Source organism: Cryobacterium sp. RTC2.1, assembly GCF_035018685.1.
GTDB lineage: Bacteria > Actinomycetota > Actinomycetes > Actinomycetales > Microbacteriaceae > Cryobacterium > Cryobacterium glucosi.
Window position 1 is genome coordinate 1 of sequence record NZ_JASJXJ010000001.1, and the last position, 23,886, is coordinate 23,886.

Annotated in this window: 20 protein-coding genes; 5 read left to right on the top strand and 15 right to left on the bottom strand. The window is 69.1% G+C overall.

The annotated features are described in order from the left end of the window. The 4 genes from QN357_RS00005 to QN357_RS00020 all read right to left on the bottom strand — a co-directional run. A partial coding sequence (locus tag QN357_RS00005) for a glycosyltransferase (RefSeq protein WP_323504247.1) occupies window positions 1-2,983 on the bottom strand: 2,983 nt, incomplete at its 3' end. A 104-nt stretch (window positions 2,984-3,087) separates the two neighbouring features. Beyond that, window positions 3,088-3,426, bottom strand: a complete 339-nt coding sequence (locus tag QN357_RS00010; protein ID WP_134449029.1) for a WhiB family transcriptional regulator — start codon at window positions 3,424-3,426, stop codon at window positions 3,088-3,090. A 180-nt stretch (window positions 3,427-3,606) separates the two neighbouring features. Further along, a complete protein-coding gene (gene galE, locus QN357_RS00015) occupies window positions 3,607-4,575 on the bottom strand; it encodes a UDP-glucose 4-epimerase GalE (RefSeq protein ID WP_134449030.1) in 969 nt (322 codons plus the stop codon). Between the two features lie 144 nt (window positions 4,576-4,719). After that, window positions 4,720-4,860: a hypothetical protein gene (locus tag QN357_RS00020; RefSeq protein ID WP_166787366.1), complete on the bottom strand. Its 141-nt coding sequence runs from the start codon at window positions 4,858-4,860 to the stop codon at window positions 4,720-4,722. Between the two features lie 93 nt (window positions 4,861-4,953). On the opposite strand from QN357_RS00020, the gene QN357_RS00025 reads away from it, so the two are divergent. After that, complete coding sequence (locus QN357_RS00025; RefSeq protein ID WP_134449031.1) at window positions 4,954-5,934, top strand: GlxA family transcriptional regulator; 981 nt, start codon at window positions 4,954-4,956, stop codon at window positions 5,932-5,934. A 42-nt stretch (window positions 5,935-5,976) separates the two neighbouring features. On the opposite strand, the gene manA is transcribed toward QN357_RS00025, so the two are convergent. Next, window positions 5,977-7,278 carry a mannose-6-phosphate isomerase, class I gene (gene manA / locus QN357_RS00030; protein ID WP_134449032.1) on the bottom strand — a complete coding sequence of 434 codons (1,302 nt, stop codon included), beginning with the start codon at window positions 7,276-7,278 and terminating at the stop codon, window positions 5,977-5,979. 150 nt (window positions 7,279-7,428) lie between these two features. On the opposite strand from manA, the gene QN357_RS00035 reads away from it, so the two are divergent. Further along, window positions 7,429-9,579, top strand: a complete 2,151-nt coding sequence (locus QN357_RS00035) for a hypothetical protein (RefSeq protein ID WP_323504248.1) — start codon at window positions 7,429-7,431, stop codon at window positions 9,577-9,579. A gap of 45 nt (window positions 9,580-9,624) precedes the next feature. Here QN357_RS00035 and QN357_RS00040 read toward each other — a convergent pair whose 3' ends face one another. The 3 genes from QN357_RS00040 to QN357_RS00050 are packed head-to-tail and all read right to left on the bottom strand — an operon-like array spanning window position 9,625 to window position 12,015. After that, entirely contained in the window at window positions 9,625-9,945 is a 321-nt protein-coding gene (locus QN357_RS00040; RefSeq protein WP_134449034.1) for a metal-sensitive transcriptional regulator, read from the bottom strand. Between the two features lies 1 nt (window position 9,946). Beyond that, complete coding sequence (locus QN357_RS00045; protein ID WP_134560445.1) at window positions 9,947-10,249, bottom strand: rhodanese-like domain-containing protein; 303 nt, start codon at window positions 10,247-10,249, stop codon at window positions 9,947-9,949. After that, a complete protein-coding gene (locus QN357_RS00050) occupies window positions 10,246-12,015 on the bottom strand; it encodes an FAD-dependent oxidoreductase (RefSeq protein WP_323504249.1) in 1,770 nt (589 codons plus the stop codon). Before QN357_RS00050 ends, QN357_RS00045 begins: the two co-directional genes overlap by 4 nt. Before the next feature lie 92 nt (window positions 12,016-12,107). On the opposite strand from QN357_RS00050, the gene QN357_RS00055 reads away from it, so the two are divergent. Continuing rightward, the gene (locus tag QN357_RS00055) at window positions 12,108-13,412 is read left to right on the top strand and encodes an O-antigen ligase family protein (RefSeq protein WP_323504250.1); all 1,305 of its coding nucleotides are present in this window, start codon (window positions 12,108-12,110) and stop codon (window positions 13,410-13,412) included. Between the two features lie 68 nt (window positions 13,413-13,480). After that, window positions 13,481-14,797, top strand: coding sequence for an O-antigen ligase family protein (locus tag QN357_RS00060; protein WP_134560451.1), 1,317 nt, complete (start codon window positions 13,481-13,483; stop codon window positions 14,795-14,797). A gap of 8 nt (window positions 14,798-14,805) precedes the next feature. Here the strand turns inward: QN357_RS00060 and QN357_RS00065 are convergent, their stop codons facing one another. Continuing rightward, on the bottom strand, window positions 14,806-15,984 hold the full coding sequence (locus tag QN357_RS00065; RefSeq protein ID WP_323504251.1) for a glycosyltransferase family 2 protein: 1,179 nt from the start codon (window positions 15,982-15,984) through the stop codon (window positions 14,806-14,808). A gap of 39 nt (window positions 15,985-16,023) precedes the next feature. Then, window positions 16,024-17,286: a lipopolysaccharide biosynthesis protein gene (locus QN357_RS00070; RefSeq protein ID WP_134449040.1), complete on the bottom strand. Its 1,263-nt coding sequence runs from the start codon at window positions 17,284-17,286 to the stop codon at window positions 16,024-16,026. A 67-nt stretch (window positions 17,287-17,353) separates the two neighbouring features. On the opposite strand from QN357_RS00070, the gene QN357_RS00075 reads away from it, so the two are divergent. Then, a complete protein-coding gene (locus QN357_RS00075; RefSeq protein ID WP_134449041.1) occupies window positions 17,354-18,265 on the top strand; it encodes a glycosyltransferase family 2 protein in 912 nt (303 codons plus the stop codon). Between the two features lie 28 nt (window positions 18,266-18,293). On the opposite strand, the gene QN357_RS00080 is transcribed toward QN357_RS00075, so the two are convergent. The 5 genes from QN357_RS00080 to QN357_RS00100 form a co-directional block, all read right to left on the bottom strand. Beyond that, the gene (locus QN357_RS00080; RefSeq protein WP_323504252.1) at window positions 18,294-20,324 is read right to left on the bottom strand and encodes a hypothetical protein; all 2,031 of its coding nucleotides are present in this window, start codon (window positions 20,322-20,324) and stop codon (window positions 18,294-18,296) included. Window positions 20,325-20,435: 111 nt separating this feature from the next. Beyond that, window positions 20,436-21,446: a glycosyltransferase family 2 protein gene (locus QN357_RS00085; protein ID WP_416347597.1), complete on the bottom strand. Its 1,011-nt coding sequence runs from the start codon at window positions 21,444-21,446 to the stop codon at window positions 20,436-20,438. Window positions 21,447-21,510: 64 nt separating this feature from the next. Beyond that, the gene (locus QN357_RS00090) at window positions 21,511-21,927 is read right to left on the bottom strand and encodes a DUF2304 domain-containing protein (protein WP_323504254.1); all 417 of its coding nucleotides are present in this window, start codon (window positions 21,925-21,927) and stop codon (window positions 21,511-21,513) included. A gap of 2 nt (window positions 21,928-21,929) precedes the next feature. Beyond that, complete coding sequence (locus QN357_RS00095) at window positions 21,930-22,670, bottom strand: glycosyltransferase family 2 protein (RefSeq protein ID WP_416347598.1); 741 nt, start codon at window positions 22,668-22,670, stop codon at window positions 21,930-21,932. Between the two features lies 1 nt (window position 22,671). Then, window positions 22,672-23,847: a glycosyltransferase family 4 protein gene (locus tag QN357_RS00100; protein ID WP_323504256.1), complete on the bottom strand. Its 1,176-nt coding sequence runs from the start codon at window positions 23,845-23,847 to the stop codon at window positions 22,672-22,674. Between the last annotated feature and the right edge of the window lie 39 nt (window positions 23,848-23,886).

A 23,886-nucleotide genomic window follows, 5' to 3' on the forward strand; every position in this document is an offset into this window, starting at 1 on the left:
CCTTCACGCTGCGCCGCAGTGCGGCACGAGCCTCGGAGCGGGCAGACCGCGCCTCGGACTTCGCACTGCGTTCTTCGCGGTGGAGATCCCGTGCCTCTGCCTTGCGGTCCTGGGTGTCCGAGCGGGCCGAGCGGCGCATGGCGTCGCGATTCGCCTGGCGTACGGCTTCGGGGCCTGCCCCGGTCGGGATCGACAGGAGCAGGGCTGAGCCGACCGTGATCGCGGCAAGAAGCAGGGCGGCGAGAGAGAAGACTCCCCCGGCGTGGGCCGGGACCTCGCTCGCCGTGACACCGGCGGCGGAGGCGGACCCGTCATGGCGCCAGAGCCGCCCGTACGCGGTGTCCCCGACGGGCACGAGCGCTGCTTCGCCGTCGAGCGCGGTCGTCGCCCTGGCTAGGGTCTCCGTGGCCGCGACGCTTGCCGCCGCGGCACCTCTGCCGGTGTCGGTGAGGGCGGCCGGCCGCAGCAGCACGAAGCGGATGCCGAGGTCGGCCAGTCCGGCCGAGGCATCCAGTCCGCTGCGTGAGGCCAGGTTTCCCGCGAGCGTGGCGAGTTCCTTATCCGCCGCGGAGAGCGTGGTCGTGGTGTTGACGAGGGTGCTCTGCTCGTTGAGGGTGGTGCCCGCGCCGCGCACGATCGTGGCGAGGATGCCGCCGTTGGACTGCGGGACGATTTCGAGGGTGCCGACCCGGGCATCCGTCTGCGCTTCTGCCGTCACGAAGGCGGGCTGGGTGCGGTCGCTGCCCTCATGGACGGCGCTCAGCTCGAGCGGGAGTGCTCCGGCGAGCGGGACGACGGCGACAGCGAGAAGGACGGTTGCGGCGACGGCGGGGGCGACGGCGAAGCGGCGGAACTCGCGCAGGGCGAAGATCACGGCGCCGACAAGGCCGAGCCAGTAGAGGCTCAGGCCGGAGCCGGGCCAGATGCTGACGCTCGCGGCGCCCGTCGTCGCGAGGCTGAGCTGCGTCGCGGCGATCGCGGTGCCGGCGCCGAGAAGGGCGGTCAGGACCGCGACGCTCGCATTGCGGATGCTGGGCAGGAACAACGAGAGTGCGGCGAGGATCGCGAGCGGGGCGAACAGGAACGGGATGATCCAGGACAACGGCAGGCCCTGCAACGCGGGGGCCTGGCCGAGCAGCGTGCTCCAGCCGCCGAAGTCGCCGGTCGGGAAGCCGAGCAGCAGCTGCCAGTCCGGGGCGGGGGTGCTGGGCACCGGCACCCCGGGGTCGGCAAGGAGCGCGAGCCACGAGCCGCGCAGGCCCTGGTCCAGGATCAGCGGGAGCGCGAGGGCGACGGCGGGCAGCGGGATGCCGATGAACCGGGCGATGCCGCGTCCGCTGGCGACCGAGCAGAGCAACCACAGGATGAGCAGCGCGGGCGTGAGCGAGGGGGCGCAGAACAGCACGGCGGCGAAGAGCAGGGATGCTGTCGCCGACGCGGACCACGACCGGCCGGCGGAATAGCCGGCGAAGAACAGCCAGGGCAGCAGCAGGTGCGCGAGGATCGCGGCAGGGCGACCGGCCGAGAACGCTGTGAGGAAGGTCGGGGCGAGCACCCACAGTGCTGCGGCTGTGAAGCGGAGGTACCCGCGGTCGGTCAGGCGGGTCGCCGCGAGCCAGGCGCCGAGTGCCGCGAGCGGGAGGGCGACGAAGTAGAGCAGCACGAGCGAGTACGACGGGGCCCAGAACGTGAGCGAACCGAGCACGGCGAGCACGGCGGCGAAAGGATCTGCGGCACCGACGAAGCCGAGGCCGAGGTCGCGCCAGCCGTATCCAACGCTCGCCCAGAGCCCGGCCGGGGTACTCGACAGCGGCAGGAGTCCCCCGCCGGCGAGGTTCTGCGCGCCGAGCAGGGAGGCGAACATGATGATTCCGACGAGCGCAGCCGCGAGCACGGTCCAGGCGCCGCCGCTCGCGAAGAAGCGGATCTCCGGCCGGTCGGCGCCGAGGCCGACGAGCACCGCTTCGCGCTTGAGGGCGTGCCTGCGGCGGACCTCGGCATTCGTCAGGCGCAGGGACGCGATCGACCCCCAGCCGAGCGTGCGGGTCTCGGCGAGTCGACGGCGGGCATTGTGCACCCGGGAGCCACTGAACGCGGTGCGGAATGCGGCCGAGAACTCGCCGGGAATCGCGCCGGGCTCCTTCTGCAGCAGCGCTCCGATGGAGCGGAAGAAGGCGAAGGGCACGAGCGCGATCCAGTGCAGGGGGATCAGCCACCCCGCGGAGTAGACGAGGCGCCGGTGCAGCTGTGCGGTCCTGGCCACCCGGAGTCGCTTGCGGCGGGCCCGTCCGCGCGAGGACCCGCTGAGCCCGGCGACACCGTCGCCCGCCGAGGCGACGCGCGCCGCGGCGACGACGGACACCCGGCGGCCGGACAGGCGCACGCGCACGCAGAAGTCGAGGGCGTCGTCCGCGGACGGCAGGCCGGGGTCGAAACCGCCGAGCTGGTTCCAGACGCTGTGGCGCACGAGCATTCCGCCGGCGTCGACGGCGAGCACGTCGCTCATGCCGTCGTGCTGGCCCTGGTCGAGTTCGCTCTCGACGAGGGTCACGGTCGCCCCGCCCGGCGTCATCGACAGGCCGACGTCGTGGATGTAGTCATGGGCGCGCCAGTCCATGATCTTGGGTCCGGCGACGGCGACGGAGGGTGCGATCTCGAGTTCGCCGAGCAGCGCTTCGAGCGCGCCGGGTTCGGGGGCACTGTCCTGGGCGAGCAGCCAGAGCATCTCGCTGTCGGATTCCGGCGGCGCCATCACGCGCACGGCGGCGGCGATCGCCTGCCCGAAGGTCAGGTCGGAGTCGGCGGAGATGAAGTGCGTCGGACCGTGCGCGGCGAGCAGCTGGGCCGTCGCGTCGCTGGATCCGCAGTCGACGGTGATGACGACATCCGGCTGACGGGTTTGCCGACTCAGAGCCTCGAGAGTGCGCTCAAGGTGTTTCGCGCCGTTGCGGGCGACAAGGATGGCTGTGACTCGTGCATGCATATCAAGCCAAGCCTAGGTTGCATCGTCGTTGTGCGGTGGCCCCTGGACGGGCGTGCCCGATATGCACGGCCCGATTCACGCGGCCGATGTGGGTGGGAACGGCGTCAGCTGGCGCGCTTGCGCAGTTTGCGCCGCTCGCGTTCGGAGAGACCGCCCCAGATGCCGAAGCGTTCGTCGTTGGCGAGCGCGTACTGCAGGCACTGGGTGCGCACCTCGCACGAGGTGCAGATCTTCTTCGCGTCCCGGGTGGAGCCGCCCTTTTCGGGGAAGAACGCCTCGGGGTCGGTCTGGGCGCACAGCGAATCCGCCTGCCAGGCGAGGGCGTCACCTTCGTCGGGAAGAGTGTGTCCGGTGCTGTCCTTGCGAATTCCGGGAATGCCCAAGCGAACGGGATCGACGAACCAGTCCTCGGGTACTCCGGAACGATACTCGGCTTGCGTCATATCGTCTCCCACCCCTTGCAATACGTGCCCTAATAACTCGTCCGCACTAATTACAGCCGTGTAATTCCCCCACGTCAAGTCGCCGATAATAAACCCTCAATGTCGGCTGGAGAGTTTCGACTCGCCCAAAGACAGAAAATGTGACCTCGCCGGGGGCTTGACGAATATGCGTCCAGAGCCCTATGAAACGGATGCCGCCTGCCGCGATTCCCAGGCGCTGCGCACCATTTCTTCGAGGCTGTGCCGCATCTTCCAGTCGAGGTCGCGTGCCGCGAGCGCGCCGCTCGTGACGATGCGGTCGGGGTCGCCGGCCCGGCGGGGACCGATGTCTGGCGTGAAGTCGATGCCGGTCACGCGGGCGACCGTCGTCATGATCTCGCCGACGGAGACGCCGTCGCCGCTGCCGAGGTTGTAGACGGGTTCGATCGCCGTGCCGGCGTCGAGGAGTCGGGCGGCCGCGACGTGCGAGACGGCGAGGTCGGCGACGTGGATGTAGTCGCGCACGCAGGTGCCGTCGGGGGTCGCGTAGTCGTTGCCGTTGATCCGCGGGGTGCGGCCGGCGAGGAGCGCGTCGAAGATGATCGGGAACAGGTTGTGCGGGCTCGTGTCGCGGAGCTCGCGAGCACCGGAGCCGACAACGTTGAAGTAGCGGAGCGCGGTGTAGCTGAGTCCGGCCGCGACGGCCTGGTCGCGGAGCAGCCACTCGCCGATGAGCTTGGTCTCGCCGTACGGGGACTCCGGGCTCTTCGGGGTCTCCTCGGTGACGAGCGAGGTCGTCGGGGTGCCGTAGACGGCCGCGCTCGAGGAGAACACCATCCGCTTCACGTCGGCTTCCTGCATTGCAGCGAGGAGGGTGGCCATGGCCGTGACGTTCTGCTCATAGGTGTGCAGCGGGCGCTGCACCGAGACCCCGGCGTACTTGAAACCGGCGACGTGCACGACGCCCGTGATCGGGTGATCGGAGAAGGTGTTGAGGAGAAGGGGGCCGTCGAGCAGGTCGCCGTGAACGAACGGCACGGACTCAGGGACGAATTCGGCGTGGCCGCTCGAGAGGTCGTCGACCACGACGACGTCGATGCCCTCGGCGAGGAACGCGCGGACGATGTGGGATCCGATATAGCCGGCTCCGCCGGTGACAAGCCACGCCATGTTTACCCTCGCAGGATCGCTCGGCAACCTAGCGATGCCGGTGCTGCCAGCCTAGCGTTCGGGCCGATTCCGGCGCTGCGCGCCCCCTGCGCCGCTTCGCGCCAGGCGTGCCAGGCGCGAAGCAGCGGAAGTAGCGCGCGTGGGTCAGGGCCAGTCGTCGTCGGGGCCGTGGGTGCGCCGGGCGATCTGCGGGTCGCCGTAGCCGTCGCGGGTCACCGTGCTGAACGTCGCGACGGCGCTCCAGAGGGTGAGGAGGGCGAGAACCAGGACCAGGAATGTCATCATGGCAGGAACTCTAGGCATTGCGATATCCTGCCGCGAGTGGCAGTCTTGCCAGTGTTCGACCATTTCCTGCCAATGCCGTTACCGGAGGTTCGCATGCCCGCCGCGCTCGCCCCTGCCTCGCTCAACAAGGTCGTCTGCATCGCCCTGCCCGACATGGCGCCGTTCGAGTTCGGCGTGATCTGCGAGGTCTTCGGCATCGACAGGAGCGACACCGGCGGTCCCGTCTTCGACTTCCACGTGACGGCCGCCGAGCCCGGGCCGATCCGCACCAAGCTCGGCTTCGACATCATCGTGACGGAAGACCTCTCCGCGGCGGCCGACGCCGACCTGCTCGCGATTCCCGCATTCGACAAGGGCACACCGGTGCATCCCGCCGTGCTGCAGGCCGTGCGCGACGCCGAGGCCCGGGGCGCCTGGGTGCTGAGCGTCTGCAGCGGCGCGTTCGTGCTCGGCGAGGCGGGCATCCTCGACGGCCGGCGCAGCACCACGCACTGGATGTACACGGATGCCCTCGCGCGCCGATTCCCCCAGACCCGGGTCGACCCCGACGTGCTCTTCGTCGAGGACCGCCGCGTGGTGACCGGGGCCGGTACTGCGGCCGGCATCGACGCGTGCCTGCACATCGTGCGGAAGGTGCTCGGGGCATCCGTCGCCAACAACATCGCCAGGCGGATGGTCGTGCCGCCTCAGCGCGACGGCGGCCAGTGCCAGTTCATCGAGGCACCCGTCGTCGACTGCGACAGCGACTCGTTCGCGAGCGTGACCGCGTGGATGCTCGAGAACCTCGACCGCGAGCTGCCCGTCGAGGAACTCGCCCGGCGCTCGCTGATGTCGCCGCGCACCTTCGCCCGGCGCTTCCGCGCGGAGCTCGGCACGACGCCGACGGCGTGGCTCAACCGGCAGCGCCTGCTGCGGGCGCAGCAGTTGCTCGAGGAGAGCACGCGGAGCCTCGAGGAGATCGCCGGCGACACCGGGTTCGGCGGGGCCGCCGTGATGCGGCACCACTTCCTCAAGGTGCTGCAGACCACCCCGACCGCGTACCGGCGCACCTTCGGGGCCCGCCGCGCCGGCTGACCTCCGGGCTCCTCGCGCCGAGCAAAGACCGGCGAGCGGGGACTAGGGGGTTGTGGCGAGGAAGACATCTCCGGCGCCCGCGAAGGTGAGGGTGCCCTCGTCGGGGGTGATGTAGACCGATTCGCCGCGCTTCAGGGTGACGGATGCCGTTGCACCGGCCACGAGGAAGCCTCCGGCCGTGCAGAGCGCGATTCCCGGTCCCGTGAGCGTGAACTGGCGCATCGGGACCCCGGCGGCGGGAGCGGCAGCATCCGCCGCAGAGGCCTCGATGTGCACGAGCGCGAAGTCGTCCACGTCGGGCCGGTACTCGGACACGCCGGGCGTGTGCACGATCGGGGCCAGGTAGGGCACCGGAACCGGAGAGAAGGCGAGCACGTCGAGAAGTTCGTCGACGTCGATGTGCTTGGGGGTGAGCCCGCCGCGGAGCACGTTGTCCGACGCCGCCATGAGTTCGATGCCGAGCCCGAGCAGGTAGGCGTGGATGTTGCCGGCCGGCAGATAGAGGGCCTCGCCGCGTTTCAGGGAGACCCGGTTGGTCAGGAGGGAGATCACGATGCCGGGGTCGCCGGGGTACGCCACGGCGAGGTCGCGCACGGTCGCGAGCTCGAGCGGGAACCGGATCGCGGCCCCGCCCTCCGCGAGGTACACGGCGTCCTTCGCGAGGCTGACCACGCGCTCGACGAGCCAGGAGACCTCGCCGGTGTCGCCGCCGCGCCCGTCACGCAGCAGCCAGTCCACGGTGTCCCGCAGGCCGGTGTCACCGAGCAGCCGGCTCTCGAGGGCGTCGAGGGCTCCGGGCTGCGGGTTCTCCGACGCGGCGTCGAGGGCGCGCAACTCCCCCACGATGCGCCGCACCTCGCCGAGCTCGCGGAAACCGCAGAGCGCCTCGAAGGTCTCGCTCAGCGCGAAGATGATCTCGGGCTTGTGGAACTGATCGCGGTAGTTGCGGTCGAAGGCATCGATGGGGACGCCCGCGGCGTTCTCGAGGGCGAAGCCGGTGCGCGCCCGCTCACTCGTGGGATGCGCCTGCAGCGAGAGCGGGCTCGCGGCGGCGAGCACCTTGAGCAGGAACGGCAGCCGCGGAGGCACCGACCCTGCGTCGGTCTCCCGCTCCGCGAGCGCGGAGCCGAGAGCCCGCTCGGGGTCCGCGAGGATCCAGTCGACGAGGGTCCTGGCCCCGCCCGTGCGCGAGGGATCCTCGATTACCGACGGCGACCCCGGGTGCGCCCCGAGCCAGAGTTCGGCCTCCGGCTTGCCAGACGGAGTCGTGCCGAGCAGTCCCGAGATCGCGGTCGTCGAGCCCCACGCGTAGTCCCGCGGTGTATTGCTGATGCCCACAAACATGACTGCTCCTGTACGTCTCGTGCGACTCGGTTGAGTCCAAACTATCAAGGCGCCCACGGATGCCCGGCGACGGTCCCCCTTGACACTCGCTACCTTAACCGGTTTAGTGGGGAGTGCTGAACCGGTTCAGTACTCAAAGGAGAGTCACGCATGACGCACAATGCCGTTGGTTTCCGTTTCACCCCGCGCCGATCGGCGCTGGGCTCCGTCGCCCTCGCGAGCGCGGTCTCGCTGCTGCTGTGGGGAGCCGGTGCGGGAGCCGCGGCCGCACAGCCCGGCCGGGCGGCCGCATCCGTCGCCGGCGGCACCGCAACCGCGGTCGGCAGCACCACCACGCCACCGGCCCCCGCCGCAGGCCAGCCGCTCACCAACCTCGCTCACCTGGACTTCCTGCTCGACGCGGTTCCGCTCACGCAGACCGCGGAGCACACGACCTACCGCCTCGCCGAGCAGCCGACCGCGCAGGCGCCATGGACCTACGCCAACCGCAACGCGGACGGGAGCTACACCCGCATCGGCGGCGGCTCCCTCGACGCAGGCACTGGCCACTGGAGCCAGGGCGCATACAACGCCGACGACATCGCCCGCACCGCGGTCGTCTACCTGCGGCACTGGAAGCTCACCGGCGACGCCTCGAGCCGCGACCACGCGGTGCAGACCCTGCGCGCCCTGACCTACCTCCAGACCGCGTCCGGCCCGAACGCCGGCAACGTCGTACTCTGGCAGCAAGCCGACGGCACGCTGACCCCGAGCGCAACGCCCAAGGAACTGCCGGACCCGAGCGACTCCGCGGAGTCGTACTGGGTCGCCCGCACCCTCTGGGCCCTCGGCGAGGGCTACGCGGCCTTCTCTGGAACTGGCGCGGGCGGAGACCCCGCCTTCGCCGCGTTCCTCCAGAACCGGCTGCACCTCAGCCTCGACGCGCTCAACCGGCAGTCCCTCGCCCGGTACGGCACCTTCGACGTCGCCGACGGCGTGAAGGTCCCGGCCTGGCTCATCGCCGGCGGGGCGGATGCCTCGGCAGAGGCCGCCATCGGCCTCGCCGCCTTCAGCGCGGCCGACCCCGGCGACAGCGTTGTGCGCACCGCGCTGACCCGGCTGACCGAGGGCGTCGCCGCGATGTCCTCCGGTTCGCTCACCCAGTGGCCGTTCGGCGCGATCCTGCCGTGGAACAAGTCGCAGTCGCTCTGGCATGCCTGGGGCGGCCTGGCCCCTACCGCCGTCGCGACGGCATCGACCGTGCTCGGCCGACCCGACCTGCTGAAAGCCGCCGTCGCCGACTCCGCCCAGTTCACCCCGCAGCTTCTCGCCGCGGGCGGCGCCGACAACGCGTGGAGCCCGACCCCCGGCGAGGCGCAGATCGCCTACGGCGTTGACTCCCGGGTCGAAGGCCTCGTCGCGACCGCGAAGGCCGCGAACGCGCCCGGCCTGCTCGACGTCGCCGCGATCTACGCCGGCTGGTTCTTCGGCGCCAACCGCAGCGGCCTCCCGGCATACAACCCGGCGACAGGCACCGCGATCGACGGCATCGAGCGCGACGGCCGGGTCAACCCGAACTCGGGCGCCGAATCCACGATCCACACCCTGCTGACCATGCTCACCCTCGACGCGAACCCCGAGCTCAGGGCCAAGGCGCTCGGAATCGAGAAGACCGTCGCAACCGCAGGACTCAGCGTCGTCGAAGCCGAGTCCGGCACGATCACCGGCGGCTCGGTCGTCACCCCCGCATCGGCGTGGACCGGCGAGGCCAACCTCTCCGGCGGCGCATACGTGAGCCTGACGAAGGGCGGGTCGCTCAGCGTCCCCGTCCCGGCGAACGACCAGGCCCGCAACGTCTACCCGATCGTGAACCAGACCGAAGCCCGCTCAGGGAACACGAGCTGGGCATCCGCCCGGGCAGCGCTCGGCAGCACGGCGAACGGTGGCGCGGGGGCGCAGGGAATCACGGATGCCCCCGGCCGCCTGCTGCCGCTCTCACTGTCCCGCACGCTGCCGGCCGGCTCGACCGCTGTGACCGGCACGTCGAGCGGGGCGGCGGCGATCGACGCGTTGCTGCTGCAGCCGCTCGTGTCCACGGTCACGGTGACCGGACCGGCCGGCGATTCGACGCTGTACGTGAGCGCCGCGCGGGAGTCCAGCGTGCGGCCCGTGCTCGTGCCGCGCGGGTTCCGGCTGGAGCAGGCCGCTTACGATGCCGCTGGCCGGCCCGTCGCCCACGCGGATGAGCGGGGGAACCCGGCTCGCGCATCCGTCACGGTCGCCCCCGGCGGCTTCACGGTCACGCACCTGACCCGGCGCTGATGCCCCGCCCGCCCGTGCCCCGTGGTCAGGGGCGGGCGCGCGGGGTCAGGCGAGGGTGAGGAAGAGTTTCTCGAGCTCGTCGACCGTGAGCGCGTTCGGGGTGTCCGGGTTGTCGATGCAGTCGCGCATCGCGGTGGACACGATCACGAAGCCCGCCTTGTCGAGGGCGCTCGACACCGCGGCAAGCTGGGTCACGACGTCCTTGCAGCTACCGCCGGATTCGACCGCGGCGATCACCGCGCCGAGCTGGCCCTGGGCCCGGCGCAACCGGTTCAGGATCTTCTTCTGGTTCGCGGCGTGCGCGGCCCCCTGCACAGCGGTGGGCTGAACGGCGGCATCCGCTACGGCGACAGTTTCAGTAGTCATCTCAGGCCTTTCCGGAAACGGGCAGCCCGGCGCGCTGCCACGCGTCCATGCCGCCGACGACGTTGATCGCGTCGATGCCCTGCGCCGCGAGGAAGCCGGTCGCCTGGGCGCTGCGCCCGCCGAGGTGGCACACCACGTAGACGGGGCCCGTGCGCGGCACCTCGTCGACGCGCTGCACGAGCTCGCCGAGCGGGATCAACCGCACTCCCTCGGCGTGGACAGTGTCGTATTCGGACTGTTCGCGCACGTCGACGATGGCGGGGTGGTCGAGCGCGGCGAGTTCCGTGACAGTGATTTCCTTCATGCGACGATCCTTTCGGTGGAGAGAGTGGGAACTACGGGGGAAATAGGAGGAGCAGGAGCGACCGCGGCGCGGGGCGACGCGGCGAGCGCCGCGGCCCCCGCCGCCCAGGTTTTGTAGCCTCCATCGAGGTTACGCACCTCACGGCCGAGCTGGCTGAGCAGCCGCGCGGCGGTGTGCCCGCGCTGCCCGACCTGGCAGTGCACCACGAGCGGCCCGGCCGGCAGGTCGCCGAACCGGTCGCGGAGCTCGTCGAGCGGCACATTGATCGCCCCCGGGATACTCCCGGCCGCGAACTCGCCCGCCGTGCGCACATCGACCAACGCCTCGCCCGCGGCGAGCGCCGCGGCCAGTTCGTGCCACTGCAGGCTGCGGGTGGTGCCGGCCGCGAGGTTGTCCGCAACGTAGCCGAGCTGGTTGATCGGGTCCTTCGCCGAGCCGTACTGCGGCGCATAGGCGAGCTCCAGCCGACTGAGAGCGGATGCCGTCAGCCCGCCGGCCATCGCCGTGGCGATCACGTCGATCCGCTTGTCGACCCCGTGACCGCCCACGATCTGAGCGCCGAGGATCGCGTCCGTCGCGGCATCAACCAGGAGCTTGACCGACATCTGCTCGGCCCCCGGGTAGTAACCGGCGTGGTCGCTCGGGTGGGTGTGCACGACCCGGTGCCCCCGGCCGGAGGCCAGCAGGCGCCGTTCACTCCAGCCGACCATGGCGACGGTCGTGCCGAAGACGCCGACGATCGCGACGCCGAAGGCCGGCTCCGCGGCGACGGAGACCCCGGAAGCGCCGGCTGCGCTGTCGGCAATGCTGTCCGCGGCGGCGCGGCCGTGCCGGTTGGCGAGCCCGGCCATCGCGATCCGGGTCGGCCCGCCGCTGATCGCATCGATCTTCTCGGCGCCGTCGCCGACGGCATAGATGAGCGGGTCGCTCGTCCGCTGGGTGTCGTCCACCCAGATCGCACCGCTCTCGCCGATCCGCAGGCCGGCCGCAGCGGCGAGCGAGGTGTCCGGGAGCACTCCGGTCGCCTCGATGATCAGGTCGGCCGCGACATCCGTTCCGTCGCTGAGCAGCACGCGCCCGGCGGATGCGCCCCGCACCGAGGTGTCCACCCGCACGTCCACGCCGTGCGCTTTCAGCACCGCGGCAACCGGGGCCGCCATCTCGGGGTCGAGCGGCCCGAGCACCTGGCCGGCGAATTCGACGGCCGTGACCTGCACGCCGCGCAGGACGAGGTTCTCGACAGCTTCGAGGCCGATGAAGCCGGCGCCGATCACGACGGCGGCGACCGTGGCGGCGGGGCCAGTGACGGCGGAGCCCGGCCCGGACGCGCGCGTGAGGAGCGCGGTGATCTGGTCGACGTCGTCGACCGTGCGTAGGGTGTGCACCGGCAGGTCCGACCCGGCAGGGAGCACGCTGCGGGTCGTCGCCCCGGCCGCGAGCACCAGACGGTCATAGCCTTCGGTCGTGACGGTCCCCGTCACCGTGTCCCGCACGCTGACCGTCCGGGCCGCACGGTCGATGCCGGTGACCTCGTGGTCGATGCGCACGTCGAGGCGGAAACGACTCGCGAGTGACTCGGGCGTCTGCAGGAGCAGCGCCGACCGGTCTTCAATGAGGCCGCCCACGTAGTAGGGCAGCCCGCAGTTCGCGAAGGACACGTAGTGCCCGCGCTCGAATACGATGATTTCTGCCGCTTCGTCGAGCCGGCGCATCCGCGTCGCAGCGGACATGCCGCCCGCCACTCCGCCCACAATAAGAATCTTCATGGCTGAACTATACCCCCATGGGTATAAAAATGTCTGGGTGGCTGTGTGCTCGACAGCAGCCGGGCGGGAACCCCGGCAGTACTCTAGGACTCATGCCCGCCGTACAGAGCCGTTTCGTCGTCCGGTCCTTTGCGACGCTCGTGTTCTTCACGGCCCTCGCCGGTCAATTCTGGCGCAACCTGCTCGGCTGGTGGGGCTTCGGCGCCATCGCGGTCGTGGTTCTCGTCGGCAGCGTGGTGTTGCTCGTGCGCCTGAAGCCGGACTGGGTCTGGTCGAAGTTCCCGCGCTCGATCGGCGTCTTCCTCGTGATCACGACGCTGTCCATCGCCTGGTCCTTCTACCCGGGCGCCTCGGCCATCGGCGTCGCCGTGCTCTGGGCCACGACGATCGCCGCGCTCTTCCTCGCCCTCGTGCTCAGCTGGGCCGAACTGCTCCGCACCCTGGCCGCGGCGCTTCGCTGGGTGATCGCCCTGTCGCTGCTCTTCGAAGTGATCGTCGGCGCCTTCGTGCGGCAGCCGGTGCTCCCGCTCTGGGTGTCCTACCCCGGCGAGAAGATCCCGGACGCGTTCTACTGGTCCCGCGGCCTGCTCTTCCACGGCGGCCCGATCGAGGGCATCGTCGCCAACCGCAACCTGCTCGGTTTCGTTGCTCTCCTCGCGGTCATCGTCTTCGCGGTACAGCTCGCCGCCCGCACAGTCCGGCGCGGCTGGGGCATCGCCTGGCTCGCCGCCGCCGCGGTCGTGCTGGTGCTGACCCGCTCTGCGACCGTGACCCTCGCCGCAGCCTTCGTCGCGATCGTGCTGATCTTCGCCCTCTGGACCCGCAGCCGCGGCCCGCAGCGCCGCCGTCCCGTCTATGTCGCCGCCACGGGCCTCATCGTCGCCGGCGGGGTCGCGGTGGCAACCCTGTCGCCGTGGCTGCTCAGCCTCTTCGGCAAAAGCGAGGACCTCACCGGCCGCCTCGACATCTGGGCGAGCGTCACCGGCCTCGCCGTGCAGCGGCCGGCATTCGGCTGGGGCTGGGTCAGTTACTGGGTGCCGTGGGCCGAACCCTTCGCGGGCCTCGCGAACCGCAAGGGCGTCGTCTACCTGCAGGCGCACAACGCCTGGCTCGACGTCTGGTTCCAGGTCGGGGTGATCGGCCTCATCGCCTTCGTCGCGATCGTCGCCGGCGCCCTCTGGCGGTCCTGGTTCCTCGCGGTCGACCGGCCGCGCACGACCGTCTCCGACACCGCCCCGTACACCGTCTCCGCCCTGCTCCCGCTGCTCCTGATGGCCGCGCTCATCGCCCAGAGTGTCGCAGAGAGCCGGCTGCTCATCGAATACGGCTGGGTTCTCCTCGTGCTCGTCAGCGTCACCACCAAGAGACAGCAGGCCTTGAACCGGCCGATGCCCTAGGCATCCGTGTGGCTGCGAAACACGCCAGACCGGGCGGGGCGGATGCCGGCGGGTAGCCTAGGAAGCCCATGAACTCCCGCGCGCACTCCCCCGAACTACCGAGGGCACTCATGCGGCTCTTCCGGGGCCCGCACTTCGCCACGGCGCTGACCCAGGCGACGATCGCGACAGCGTTCGGCTCGGTCTTCCTGCGCGGGCTGGTCGGCTGGCCCGGCCTGATCGGCGTGCTCGGCGGACTCGTCGTGCTCGCCGCGTTCTCCCTCGTCGCCCGCAGGAAACAGATCGAATGGCACGGGCTGCTGCCGATCTCGATCCTGGTATTCCTCGGCTGGTGCGCACTGTCCTTGCTCTGGACCGGGTACCCGTTCGCGACGGCGATCGGGCTCATCTACCAGCTCGCCTTCGCCTTCCTCGCGCTCTACATCGTGCTCGCGCGCACCATGATCCAGATCGTGCGGGCGACAGGGGACGTGCTCCGGGTGCTGCTCGCGACCTCCGTCGCACTCGAGATCGTCGCCGGACTGCTGCTCGACGCGCCGATCCGGTTCCTCGACATCCAGGGGCATCTTGACGAGCTCGGCCCGATCCAGGGCATCTTCGGCTCCCGCAACGCGCTCGGGTTCGCTGCCCTCATTGCGGGCGTCACCTTCGTCATCGAGCTACGGACCCGGTCGGTGCGGCGCGGGGTGGCGATCGTCTCGCTGATCGGGGCGACCGCCTGCCTCCTGCTCACCGGGTCTCCGGTCATCTTCATCGTCGCGGTCTTCGTCGGTCTCGCCGGTCTCGCCCTGACCTGGCTGCGCAACACCCCCCAGCCGCGCCGTCGGCTGCTGCAGTTCGCCCTCCTCGGCGTGACCGTCGTCGCCGGGGTCGTCGCGTTCCTCACCCGCGGGGCCATTGTCGAAGCGCTCAACGCCCGCAGCGAATTCGGCGTGCGCGCGACCCTGTGGCGGGAGATGTGGCGCCTCGTGGGGCTGCACCCGCTCGAGGGCTGGGGCTGGTCGGGCCTGTGGCCGGGGACCGCGACCCCGTACGGGTGGCTCGACTTCAGCACCCGCCGACACTACGAGACCGGACTGAACGCGTTCCTCGATGTGTACTTCCAGCTCGGCCTGATCGGCTTCCTGAGCTTCCTGGTCCTCGTCGTGCTCGCCTTCTGGCGGTCCTGGGTGCTCGCCTCCAACAAGCGCACCCTCATCTACGCGTGGGCGCCGCTCATCCTCGTGGTGCTGATCGTCACGAGCCTCGCGGAGAGCACTGTTCTCGTGGAGGCCGGCTGGCTACTGCTCCTGATCTGCGCCCTCACGGCCGCGCAGGGCAAGAGCTGGCGCAGCGGACTTCAGCCCAGGCCCCGCCCGCCCGAGACCGACGACGGGGCCGAGTAGAGCTGTCGCTAGCGGGGGCGACGGATGTCGATGGACAGGATCCCGAGGAACATCCCCGACATCGCGGTCTGGAACCCGAGCATCATGAACAGGGCGGCCGGAACCGCGAGCCGCATCGTGTCGACGGGGTCCTGGGCGCCGAATCCGGAGGCGGCCCAGACGCTCAGCTGGAGGATGGCAACGGCGAAGCCGATCACGAAGAGGATCAGGCCGACGATCACGCCGCTTTCGAGGCTCGCCCGCTGGGCGAACCGTTCGAAGGCCCGGCTGCGCGGCAGGTGGAAACCCTCGTGTTGCGCGTAGAGCTTCGTCAGAAGCGCAAAGAGCATCGCCTGGTAGCCCACGACGGCGAGCGCTGCGAGATAGACCTGGCTGGACACGTCGAGGCCCACGGTGCCGATCTGCACCGGTCCGAAGGCGAGCAGGATGGAGCCGAGGATTCCGAGGGCGAACGCGACGGAACCGGGGATCAGGAACAGCCAACGCGGGTTGAAAAGCAGCAGGAACCGGAGGTGGCGCCAGCCGTCGTGCCAGCTGCGGAGGTGCGGCGGACGGCTGCGGCCGTCCTTCTTGAGCGTCGTGGGCACTTCGCTCACCCGGAGGCCGTCGAGGGTCGACTTGACGACGATCTCGCTGGCGAATTCCATGCCAGTCGTGATCAGGCCGAGGTCGAGGATCGACTGCCGGTTGAAGCCGCGCAGGCCGCAGTGGAAGTCGCGGATCTCCGAGCGGAACAGCATCCGCCCGATGGTCGAGAGCACGGGATTGCCGAGATATTTGTGCAGGGGCGGCATGGCGCCGGGCTCGATGCCGCCGCGGAACCGATTGCCCATCACGAGTTCGTCGCCGGCCCTGAGCCGTTCGACGAATTGGTCGAGGGAGCTGAAGTCGTAGCTGTCGTCGGCGTCACCCATGATCACGTAGGTACCTTTGGCTGCTTCGATGCCGCCCATCAGGGCGTTGCCGTAGCCCTTGGCCGCGACGTCGACGACGCGGGCGCCGTGCTCGATCGCGATCTCCTGCGATCCGTCGGTGCTGCCGTTGTCGGCGATGACGACTTCTCCGCGGACTCCCGACCGCGCCAGGTAACCCTGGGCTTTGTCGATGCAGATCGCCAGCGTCTCGGCCTCATTCAGGCACGGCATGACGATGGACAGTTCGAGCTCGGCGACAGACGTGTCGGACATCATTTCCTTCGGGACGGCGGTTACAGCTAATCCTTCACCCTAGACGAGTGGAACACGGATGCCGCGCGGGGCATCCGCCTGCACGCGCCCGAACGATGCGGCGATGACCCACACTGCGGTCACGGTATACCCGGAGATGACTCCGGCCACGGCCGCCCACGACCCGGTCAGGACCGGCGTGCCCGCGACCATGACGATCAGGCCAACGACCAGGCCGACGACCGAGGCGGCCGTCGCAACCCGGGTGCGCCCCGTCGTCAGCAGGTATGCCGTGGCGACCAGGGAGATCGAGAAGGCGAAGACGCCGATCAGGAGGAAGGCCATGATCGGTGCGGCTTCCCGGTAGGTCGCGTGGAAGACGACGTCGACGACGATCGGGCTGGCGAGGGCGACAGCTCCGAAGACGGCGCCGAGGCCGAGGAACATCACTCCGAACACCATCAGGTACCGACGCCGCGAGGCGACCCGATCGGCCGCCACCCACTCGGTGAAGCGCGGGATGAGCACCTGGGTGATGGCCTGGCTGAGCATCGACGCGGGGGTGGCGAGCGACATCGCCGCGGCGAACAACCCGGCCGTGAGCGGTGGCTCGACGATGAATACAAACACCATCGCGAACTGGATCAGCCCGTTCGAGGCGAGCAATCCGAGGGAATTCCAGGAGATGAACTTCAGGATGCGCGCCGGCTCCAGCCCGCTCTCCTGCCGGAGCTCGTCGTGGCCGAGGTGTGCGCCACGGAGCGAGTGCAGCGCGAAGACGGCGTAGCCGATCGCGATCGGCCAGAGGAGCGCCCCGGGAAGGCGTGTCACCAGGACGATCGTGAGGAGCCCGATTGTCGTCGCCGAGGAGATCACGTCCCAGATTGCCGCAGACGTGATCCGGCCGAGGCCGACCTCGATCCCCCGCGCGAGGACATAGCCGGACCACGTCACGATCAGCACCCCGATCGCGATGGTGTCGCCGATGTCCGCCCCGAGCGCGATCATGGCGACAGGAAGCCCGATCAACAGCATTCCGGCGCAGGAGATCCAGAACGAGCGCTGGATCAGGCGGAGGGCGGGAACAGGAGAATGGCCGAGTGCACGCTCGTGCGCGAGGAAGTGCGCTGCCGCGTTTCCCGCCCCGGTCGGCCAGAGCAGCGAGAGGATCAGGGCCAGGGCGATCCAGGCCGAAACGTGAGCCAGATCCTCCGGCCCCATCACGCGGCCGATCAGCACCGTGTAGGCAAAACGGGCCAGTCCCTGAGCGAGGACACCACCGGTGGAGATGGCTGCCTGGGACATGAGCGAAGATGGTTTCACCTGTGAATGCTACTCGGCGAACACGGAAGCAGCGGTTCCGAAACCGGATGCCGCGAGGGAGAACCGCGTGACACTCGACATCATGATGCCGTTCTACGGCCGCGTCGACCATTTCCGCATTGCCGTGGAGAGCGTCCTCGCGCAGACGGATCCCGACTGGCGTCTCGTCGTCATCGACGACTGCTATCCCGACGTCACGGCCGGCGAGTGGCTCGTCGGCCTCGCAGATCCGCGGATCGTCTACCGGCGCAACCCGGTGAACGCGGGCATCAACGTGAACTTCCAGGCCTCGATCGACCTGGCCGTGAACGAGTGGCTGACCATCTTCGGCTGCGACGACGTGATGCTGCCCGGCTATGTCGCCCGGGTCAAGGCGCTCGGCCAGGCGCATCCGACCGCGGACTTCATCCACCCGGGCACCCGGGTCATCGACGGCGACGGCCGGGTCTACCGGCCGCTCGTCGACCGGATGAAGGCGCTCTACCGCCCGCACGTGCGCGGCACCATCGAGCTGGGCGGCGAGAAGCTCGCCGTGAGCGTGACGAGGGGCAACTGGATGAACTTCCCCGCGATCGCCTGGCGCCGCTCGGCCGTTGCCGCGGTGGGGTTCCGGCCGAACCTCTCGGTCATCCAGGACCTCGGCCTCGCCCTCGACGTGGCGTTCCAGGGCGGCAGCCTGCTGCTCGACGACGAGGTCGTCTTCGAGTATCGCCGCCATGCCTCGAGCGTCTCGTCGTGGCGGGCGGCGGAGGGCAGCAGGTTCGTCGAGGAGCAGCGCTTCTTCCGGGCACTCGCGGCCGAGTTCGAGGAGCACGGCTGGCCTCGGGCGGCCCGCACGGCCCGCTGGCACATCTCCTCGCGGATCAATGCCCTCACGCGCCTGCCCGAGGCCGTCTCCGCCCGTCAGACGGCCGGCATCCGCATTCTGGCCAGGCACGCCCTCGGCCTGAGCCTCGCAGAGCCAGCCGAACGCCGGTAGGTGCCGGCGAGAGCCGGGCGGCGTGTTTCTAGCGCGGGACGACCTGGTAGATCTCCAGGGTCGCCTTCGGCAGCTCGAAAGCCTGCACGGGCTTCAGGCAGGTCGAGTCAAGACGGTGATCGTCTGCGAGCACGTAGCCCACGTTCGCCTGTGCGAACACGGAGCAGGCGTCGAAGGTGACCCGGATCTGGTCCTCAGCGGGATTGGAGACCACGGGCTCCCCGGGGCCCGCGACCCAGCTCACGCCGGCGAGTCGGTTCCACTGGAAGGCGTACTGGTTCGCCGGGTCGATGACGCCCCACATCGCGCGGGAGGGTGCACCCTGGAAGCCGTTCTCCGCACGCACGCCGGACTCCAGCAGCACCGCAGTCGTGAGTCCGCCGCCGATACCGACCCAGGTCTTCGGCGCCGAAGCGTCGAGGGCGACGACGGCCCTGGACACCGCCGTCTCGCGCAGATCGAGCACCCCGCTGTAGATCGGGTTGGTCAGGCCAGAGCCGGCGATCGTCACGATCAGGAACGCGGTCGCGGCGAGCCTCGGCTGACGCCGCGCGGCGAAGTAGATGGCCGCCGCTGAGAGCAGCGCCCAGAGCCACCAGAGCTGCACGGCCTCGAGCATTCCGGGGAGGTGCCGGATGGCCACGTATCCGATCGCGGCCTGGGAGAGCGCGAAGAGGCCGGCCGAGATCGCGGCGATCCAGAAGCCTGCGCGCACCCGGTGTTCGTCGAGGTAGCGCAGCACGTAGGCGAGCAGGCCGAGGGACGCAAGCCCCATGCCCAGCCGCACGCGGTTCTGGCTGGTCTTGTCGAGCAGCAGGAGCCGTGCGATCGCATCCCATCCGGGCACGTACAGGTAGGCGAGCAGCAGCAGGACCACGGCGGTGAGCCCGATGAGCGTCCAGGGCAGCATCCGCTTCGCCCTGGCCTGCCTGAACACGATCCAACCGACGACAGGCAGCAGGTAGATGCCGATGTAGAAGAAGGTCGACGCTTCAGAGCCGTTCGCTCCGAGCAGGCCTGGGCGCTGCGCATTGAGAGTCTGCGTGAACGAGGATCCGATCGCCGAGGCGAAACTCAGCAGGCTGCCGCCACCGGTCGGTGTCACCCGGTTGCCCGGGTACGTGGTGCCGAGGAACGCCTCGACGGTCGTGAGTTTGGTCGCGAGCCAGAGAACCGTGACGGCGGATGCCGCAACGCCGGCCACGAGCACCGGTCCGACCCGCGAGAGCACTGCCCGCAGCCCAGGGTTCTCCCGGCGACGCTCGACCACGAGGCCGATGGCGAAGAACAACACGACAAGTACCGCCGGAACGATGAAGGGCACGTAGATGCCCGTCGCCATGACCACCGTGAGGAAGCCCACGAGGGCCGCCCAGCCCCATCGGGACCGCAGGGAGCTGCTCGAGAACGCGTGCATCAACGCCGTCATGGCGGTGAGTGCCCACACGACCGGCCACAGCGTCGTGGACAGGTACCACCACTGGAAGAGCGGGCTGTAGAGGAATCCGACTGCGATCATCGCGGAGACGCCGGGCCGCCTGGGCAGCAACGTGACGAGGAACATGTACGCGGCGGCCGCGAGCGCGAGCCCGGGCAGCCACCACTTGAAGGCGATCGCGTGGTCGACGTCCATGACCATGAATCCCCAGAGGTGCGGCCGGAAGGCCACCGTCCAGTCCACCCGGGGCAGGTCCTGCGGCAACGTCGCATCCATCCCGCCGGGGAACGTCTCGTTCACGAGCGGAAGCCCCTGCTGCACCTGGGCGATCGCCCACACGGTCTGCACGTTCCATTCATCGGACCTGGTGAGCTGTGGCGTGCCCGCGATCAGGCTCGAGTCGCTGCCGTAGGCGATCTGGCTGTGGAAGACGCCCGAGGACGACCCGTTGATTCCGAGTGCGACGAGCACGATGCCCAGGATCAGGAGCAGCGCGGGGAAGGCGAGGAGGACCCGCGTGCGCGGCAGGCCGTCCGTGCCCGGTTCGGTGAACCGCCGATAGCCGTCGCGCCAGGCGTGCAGTCGCGATCGCCCGACAACGGGCGTCAGATCCTGTGGCACGGCGAGTTCCTCCATCACTTGCGCGGAATACGTCCGCATCGGGGCCACGGGCACCCCCGGCGCCGGCCCTCACCCAGAGTAGACGATTGGTGACAGAGCCATCGAAAGGGCCTAGACGGGCTGCACAAGGTCGCGCAGCACGTCCTGGGCGCCACGCCCGAACCGGGCGTAGCGTCCGGTACGCCACTCACGGACAACGGGGAGGATGCGCGCCGCGTACGCTGCGGGCAATGAACTGCGCACGACTTCGTGGGCAAGCTTGCCTTCGAGCAGGTACAGGACGCTGGGTTCGGCGGTCGGCCCCAACAACGACGGCGCTCGCTCGGCCAATGCCCGAGCACGCGCAAGGAGCCGCCTGTTCCGCTCCGTACGTGGCGCTCGGAGCCTGCCGAGCCGTCCGGCGGTGTCGAGATTCGTGACGCCGATCTGGTTGGCATCGTGCTGGCGGTAGTCCACGAGTTGCTCGTCGAGCAGATCCATCGTTCCCGTCAGCGCCGCGACCATTGCCAGCCATTCGTCGTGCACCCAGGCCGCCGGAAACGGCCGTGCCCCCTCGAGGAGCTCGCGACGCACCATCATGGTCGCCCCCGTCACGATATTCCGCTGCACCAGCAGCTCGAGGGCCCGCCCGTCGTGTTCGAGGGCTTTGGCGACGTCGGCGACACCGAGGGTCTGCAGCAGGGTCATCCCCAGCGGATGCCCGTCGCCGTCGACCAGGCGGGCGTCGGTGTGCAACAGCACCAACTCCGGCCTGCGGGTGAATTCTGCCGTCATGAGTTCGAGCCGACGTGGATGCCAGATGTCGTCCTGGTCGCTCAGCGCCAGAATATCGCCCGAGCATGCGCCGAGGGCCTGTTCGAAGTTCCCGGTCACGCCGAGCCCGCTCGCGTTGCGAATCACCCGCACCTCGATGGCGCTCAAGGGATTGCGGGCACGCCACTCCGTCACGACGGACTCCACGAGTTCGGGGGTCCCGTCAGTCGACGCGTCGTCGGAGACCACGATCTGGGCGGGAGGCCGAGTCTGGCCGAAGATGCTCCGGAGCTGCTCCGTTACGTATGCCGCCCCATTGAACGTGCACATGGCAACCGACACGGGCGATCGCGACTCAGCGCTCGTCACCTCGGATTCCCATCACGTGGGTGACGGGCGGGCGAAATAAGGGAATCACAGTGAGCGCGCACGGTCACTTCTCCGGTGAATCAGGATTCACGCTTCGTGTGTCCGATTCCGACCCGGACTCTCCAGAAGACAGCTCTCCTTCGACTTGGCGCAAACGGAGCTCCAAGAGCGCCACCGATTCCGCGAGATTGCGGCACCTTTCCTCGACACGGGTCAGTTCCGAGCTGTGCTGGAGGCACACCAGGAACAGGATCGCAATACTGACGAAGAACACCAGATTGGTCGGAATCTTGATTCCGACCAATTGAGCCGCCCACTCGAGCGTGACTGGAAAGACACCCGCGAGGAGTGCCAGCAGTCCCGCTCCCAGCCACCAAACCGCGTGCCGTTCGCGCAGCTGCCGTCTGCGGAGTAGCTCGACAACGATCACAAGAATCACGAGCGCTGCCGCTATCCCGAGATAGTAGCTTGTAATGGTCATGGTCAATCGACGCTTCCGTGCGGGAGGTGCGCCGGTCTGATCAGTGCGAACACCAGTGCGATCATTGCGCGGCCGAGATAGACCGCGGATCGTGCCGGACTGTGCGAGGCGACTCCGCCCGAACGGGGTCGCATCGACACGGGAACCTGAGCGATCCGACAGCCCTCGCGAATGGCGATGACGAGAGACTCGATCGTGTCACCCAGATACTCCGCAGGATAGTGATCGGCGAACAATTTCACCGCTCGCGGACCGCTGGCGCGCAGGCCAGACGTCGTGTCAGTGAGCCTGGTGTGGGAGATCCGGCTCAACATTGACGAGAGCGTGAGCATCGCCCACCGGCGGGGGCCGCTAGCCTCGTAGACTCCGGCTCCCGCGAATCGCGCGCCGATCACGAGGTCCGCTTCGTCGAGCTTCGCCAATAGTGGACGGACGTCGGCCGGATCGTGCTGGCCATCCGAATCGATTTGGACGACATTGGCATAGCCGTGTTCGCGGGCGTATTTGAAGCCCAGCCGCATAGCTCCGCCGACACCCAGGTTGAAGGGAAGAACGGCAACGATTGCTCCTGCGGCACGTGCGGCTTCCGCAGTGGTGTCCGAGGACCCATCGTCGACGACTAGGCAGCCGACGCCGGGGAGTTGACTGAATACCTCCTGGACGACGTCGCCGACGGATTCTTCTTCGTTGAACGCCGGCATCACTATCAGTGTTTGCTCCAGCGTCGTCTTCACAGGGTCCATCCTAAGGTTGGCCCGCGTGGTCGGCAGGCGAGCCGAGCGCCGAGGTCGCACTCGCGACGACCGCGAGGTACTCTTGCGCGCGGGCGTGCCAGGACCAGCGCGCCTCCAGAATGTCCCGGGGAATGAGCGGCAGCGGATGCTTCAGGGCCTCCACAACCGCCCCGACGAGGGCTTCATAGGAGGAATCTGCAACCTCGCGGATCGGTCCGCCGTCTGCGCGGAGCGGCTGAACAGAGGGGACAGGGAAGGATACGATCTGCGCGGCTGTCGCCGTGGCCTCGAGGAGGGTGATCTGGAAGCCCTCAGCAAGTCGGCTGGGGTTCACGAGCACCGAGGAGTTCAAGACCGTCCTGATCGTCTCGACTGGGGCATGTCCGTGAAGCGATACGAACGTATCAATTCCTCGAGACTGGATTCGCGCCTTCAGCGCGGGCAGGTCAGGCCCGTCACCCAGGATATGCACCGACAGGTTGTTGAACCCCTTTTCGTCTATCAGTTCCGCGGCCAGGTCGATGAAGTCTTCCCAACCCTTGCCACCGACGAGGCGGCCGAGGAAGGCGATCCCTGTTGGTGCGCGATTCGCTACGACGACAGGCCACTCCTCAAGCCGGAGCGCGTTGTGAAACACCTCGGCCTTCACTCCCGCGAGCACGTCAACGAACTGGATGACGGGCTCGGAAACGGCAAGGACACAGGTAGCGCCCCGGAGCACGGCGCGCCCGAATGTGAGATCGACGATCCGGGAGGCGAGCTGAATCGCCCTCGACGGTGACTTGACGAAACCCGCGCCATGCTCGGTGTGGATCACGGGGACGCCCATTCGGCGTGCCGCCCGCAGCCCGACGAAGGACATCGGAAAGAAGCGGGTATGGGTCGAGACCACCGTGACGCCGAGCCGGCCGAGCTGGCGGCTCAGCCGTCGTGAAGTACCCCACATGGGAAAAGAAATCACGGATGCGATCGGCAGGTGCATCCGGAGCCTGATGACCCGGACGCCCGCCTCTGTGACGTCCGAAGCCTCGGGAGCGAGAGAAACGACCGTGACGGTCGCCCCGGCGTCCTTGAGTTCGTTCGCCAGTTGGAACACATGACTCTCGAGCCCCCCCAGTCTGGGGGGGTAACTATTGACGATAATCGCAATGTGAACGGCTTCACTATGGGTGTCTTCGACGTCCAACGTCTACATTCCCCCTGCTTTGACCAGCCTCGGAACGAT

Coding starts and splice junctions, on each gene's coding strand:
- QN357_RS00090 (WP_323504254.1), bottom strand. CDS start 21,927: ATGACCATTACAAGCTACTATCTCGGGATAGCGGCAGCGCTCGTGATT.
- QN357_RS00035 (WP_323504248.1), top strand. CDS start 7,429: ATGACGCACAATGCCGTTGGTTTCCGTTTCACCCCGCGCCGATCGGCG.
- QN357_RS00060 (WP_134560451.1), top strand. CDS start 13,481: ATGAACTCCCGCGCGCACTCCCCCGAACTACCGAGGGCACTCATGCGG.
- manA (WP_134449032.1), bottom strand. CDS start 7,278: ATGTTTGTGGGCATCAGCAATACACCGCGGGACTACGCGTGGGGCTCG.
- QN357_RS00050 (WP_323504249.1), bottom strand. CDS start 12,015: ATGAAGATTCTTATTGTGGGCGGAGTGGCGGGCGGCATGTCCGCTGCG.
- QN357_RS00045 (WP_134560445.1), bottom strand. CDS start 10,249: ATGAAGGAAATCACTGTCACGGAACTCGCCGCGCTCGACCACCCCGCC.
- galE (WP_134449030.1), bottom strand. CDS start 4,575: ATGGCGTGGCTTGTCACCGGCGGAGCCGGCTATATCGGATCCCACATC.
- QN357_RS00010 (WP_134449029.1), bottom strand. CDS start 3,426: ATGACGCAAGCCGAGTATCGTTCCGGAGTACCCGAGGACTGGTTCGTC.
- QN357_RS00055 (WP_323504250.1), top strand. CDS start 12,108: ATGCCCGCCGTACAGAGCCGTTTCGTCGTCCGGTCCTTTGCGACGCTC.
- QN357_RS00025 (WP_134449031.1), top strand. CDS start 4,954: ATGCCCGCCGCGCTCGCCCCTGCCTCGCTCAACAAGGTCGTCTGCATC.
- QN357_RS00020 (WP_166787366.1), bottom strand. CDS start 4,860: ATGATGACATTCCTGGTCCTGGTTCTCGCCCTCCTCACCCTCTGGAGC.
- QN357_RS00040 (WP_134449034.1), bottom strand. CDS start 9,945: ATGACTACTGAAACTGTCGCCGTAGCGGATGCCGCCGTTCAGCCCACC.
- QN357_RS00095 (WP_416347598.1), bottom strand. CDS start 22,670: ATGGACCCTGTGAAGACGACGCTGGAGCAAACACTGATAGTGATGCCG.
- QN357_RS00065 (WP_323504251.1), bottom strand. CDS start 15,984: ATGTCCGACACGTCTGTCGCCGAGCTCGAACTGTCCATCGTCATGCCG.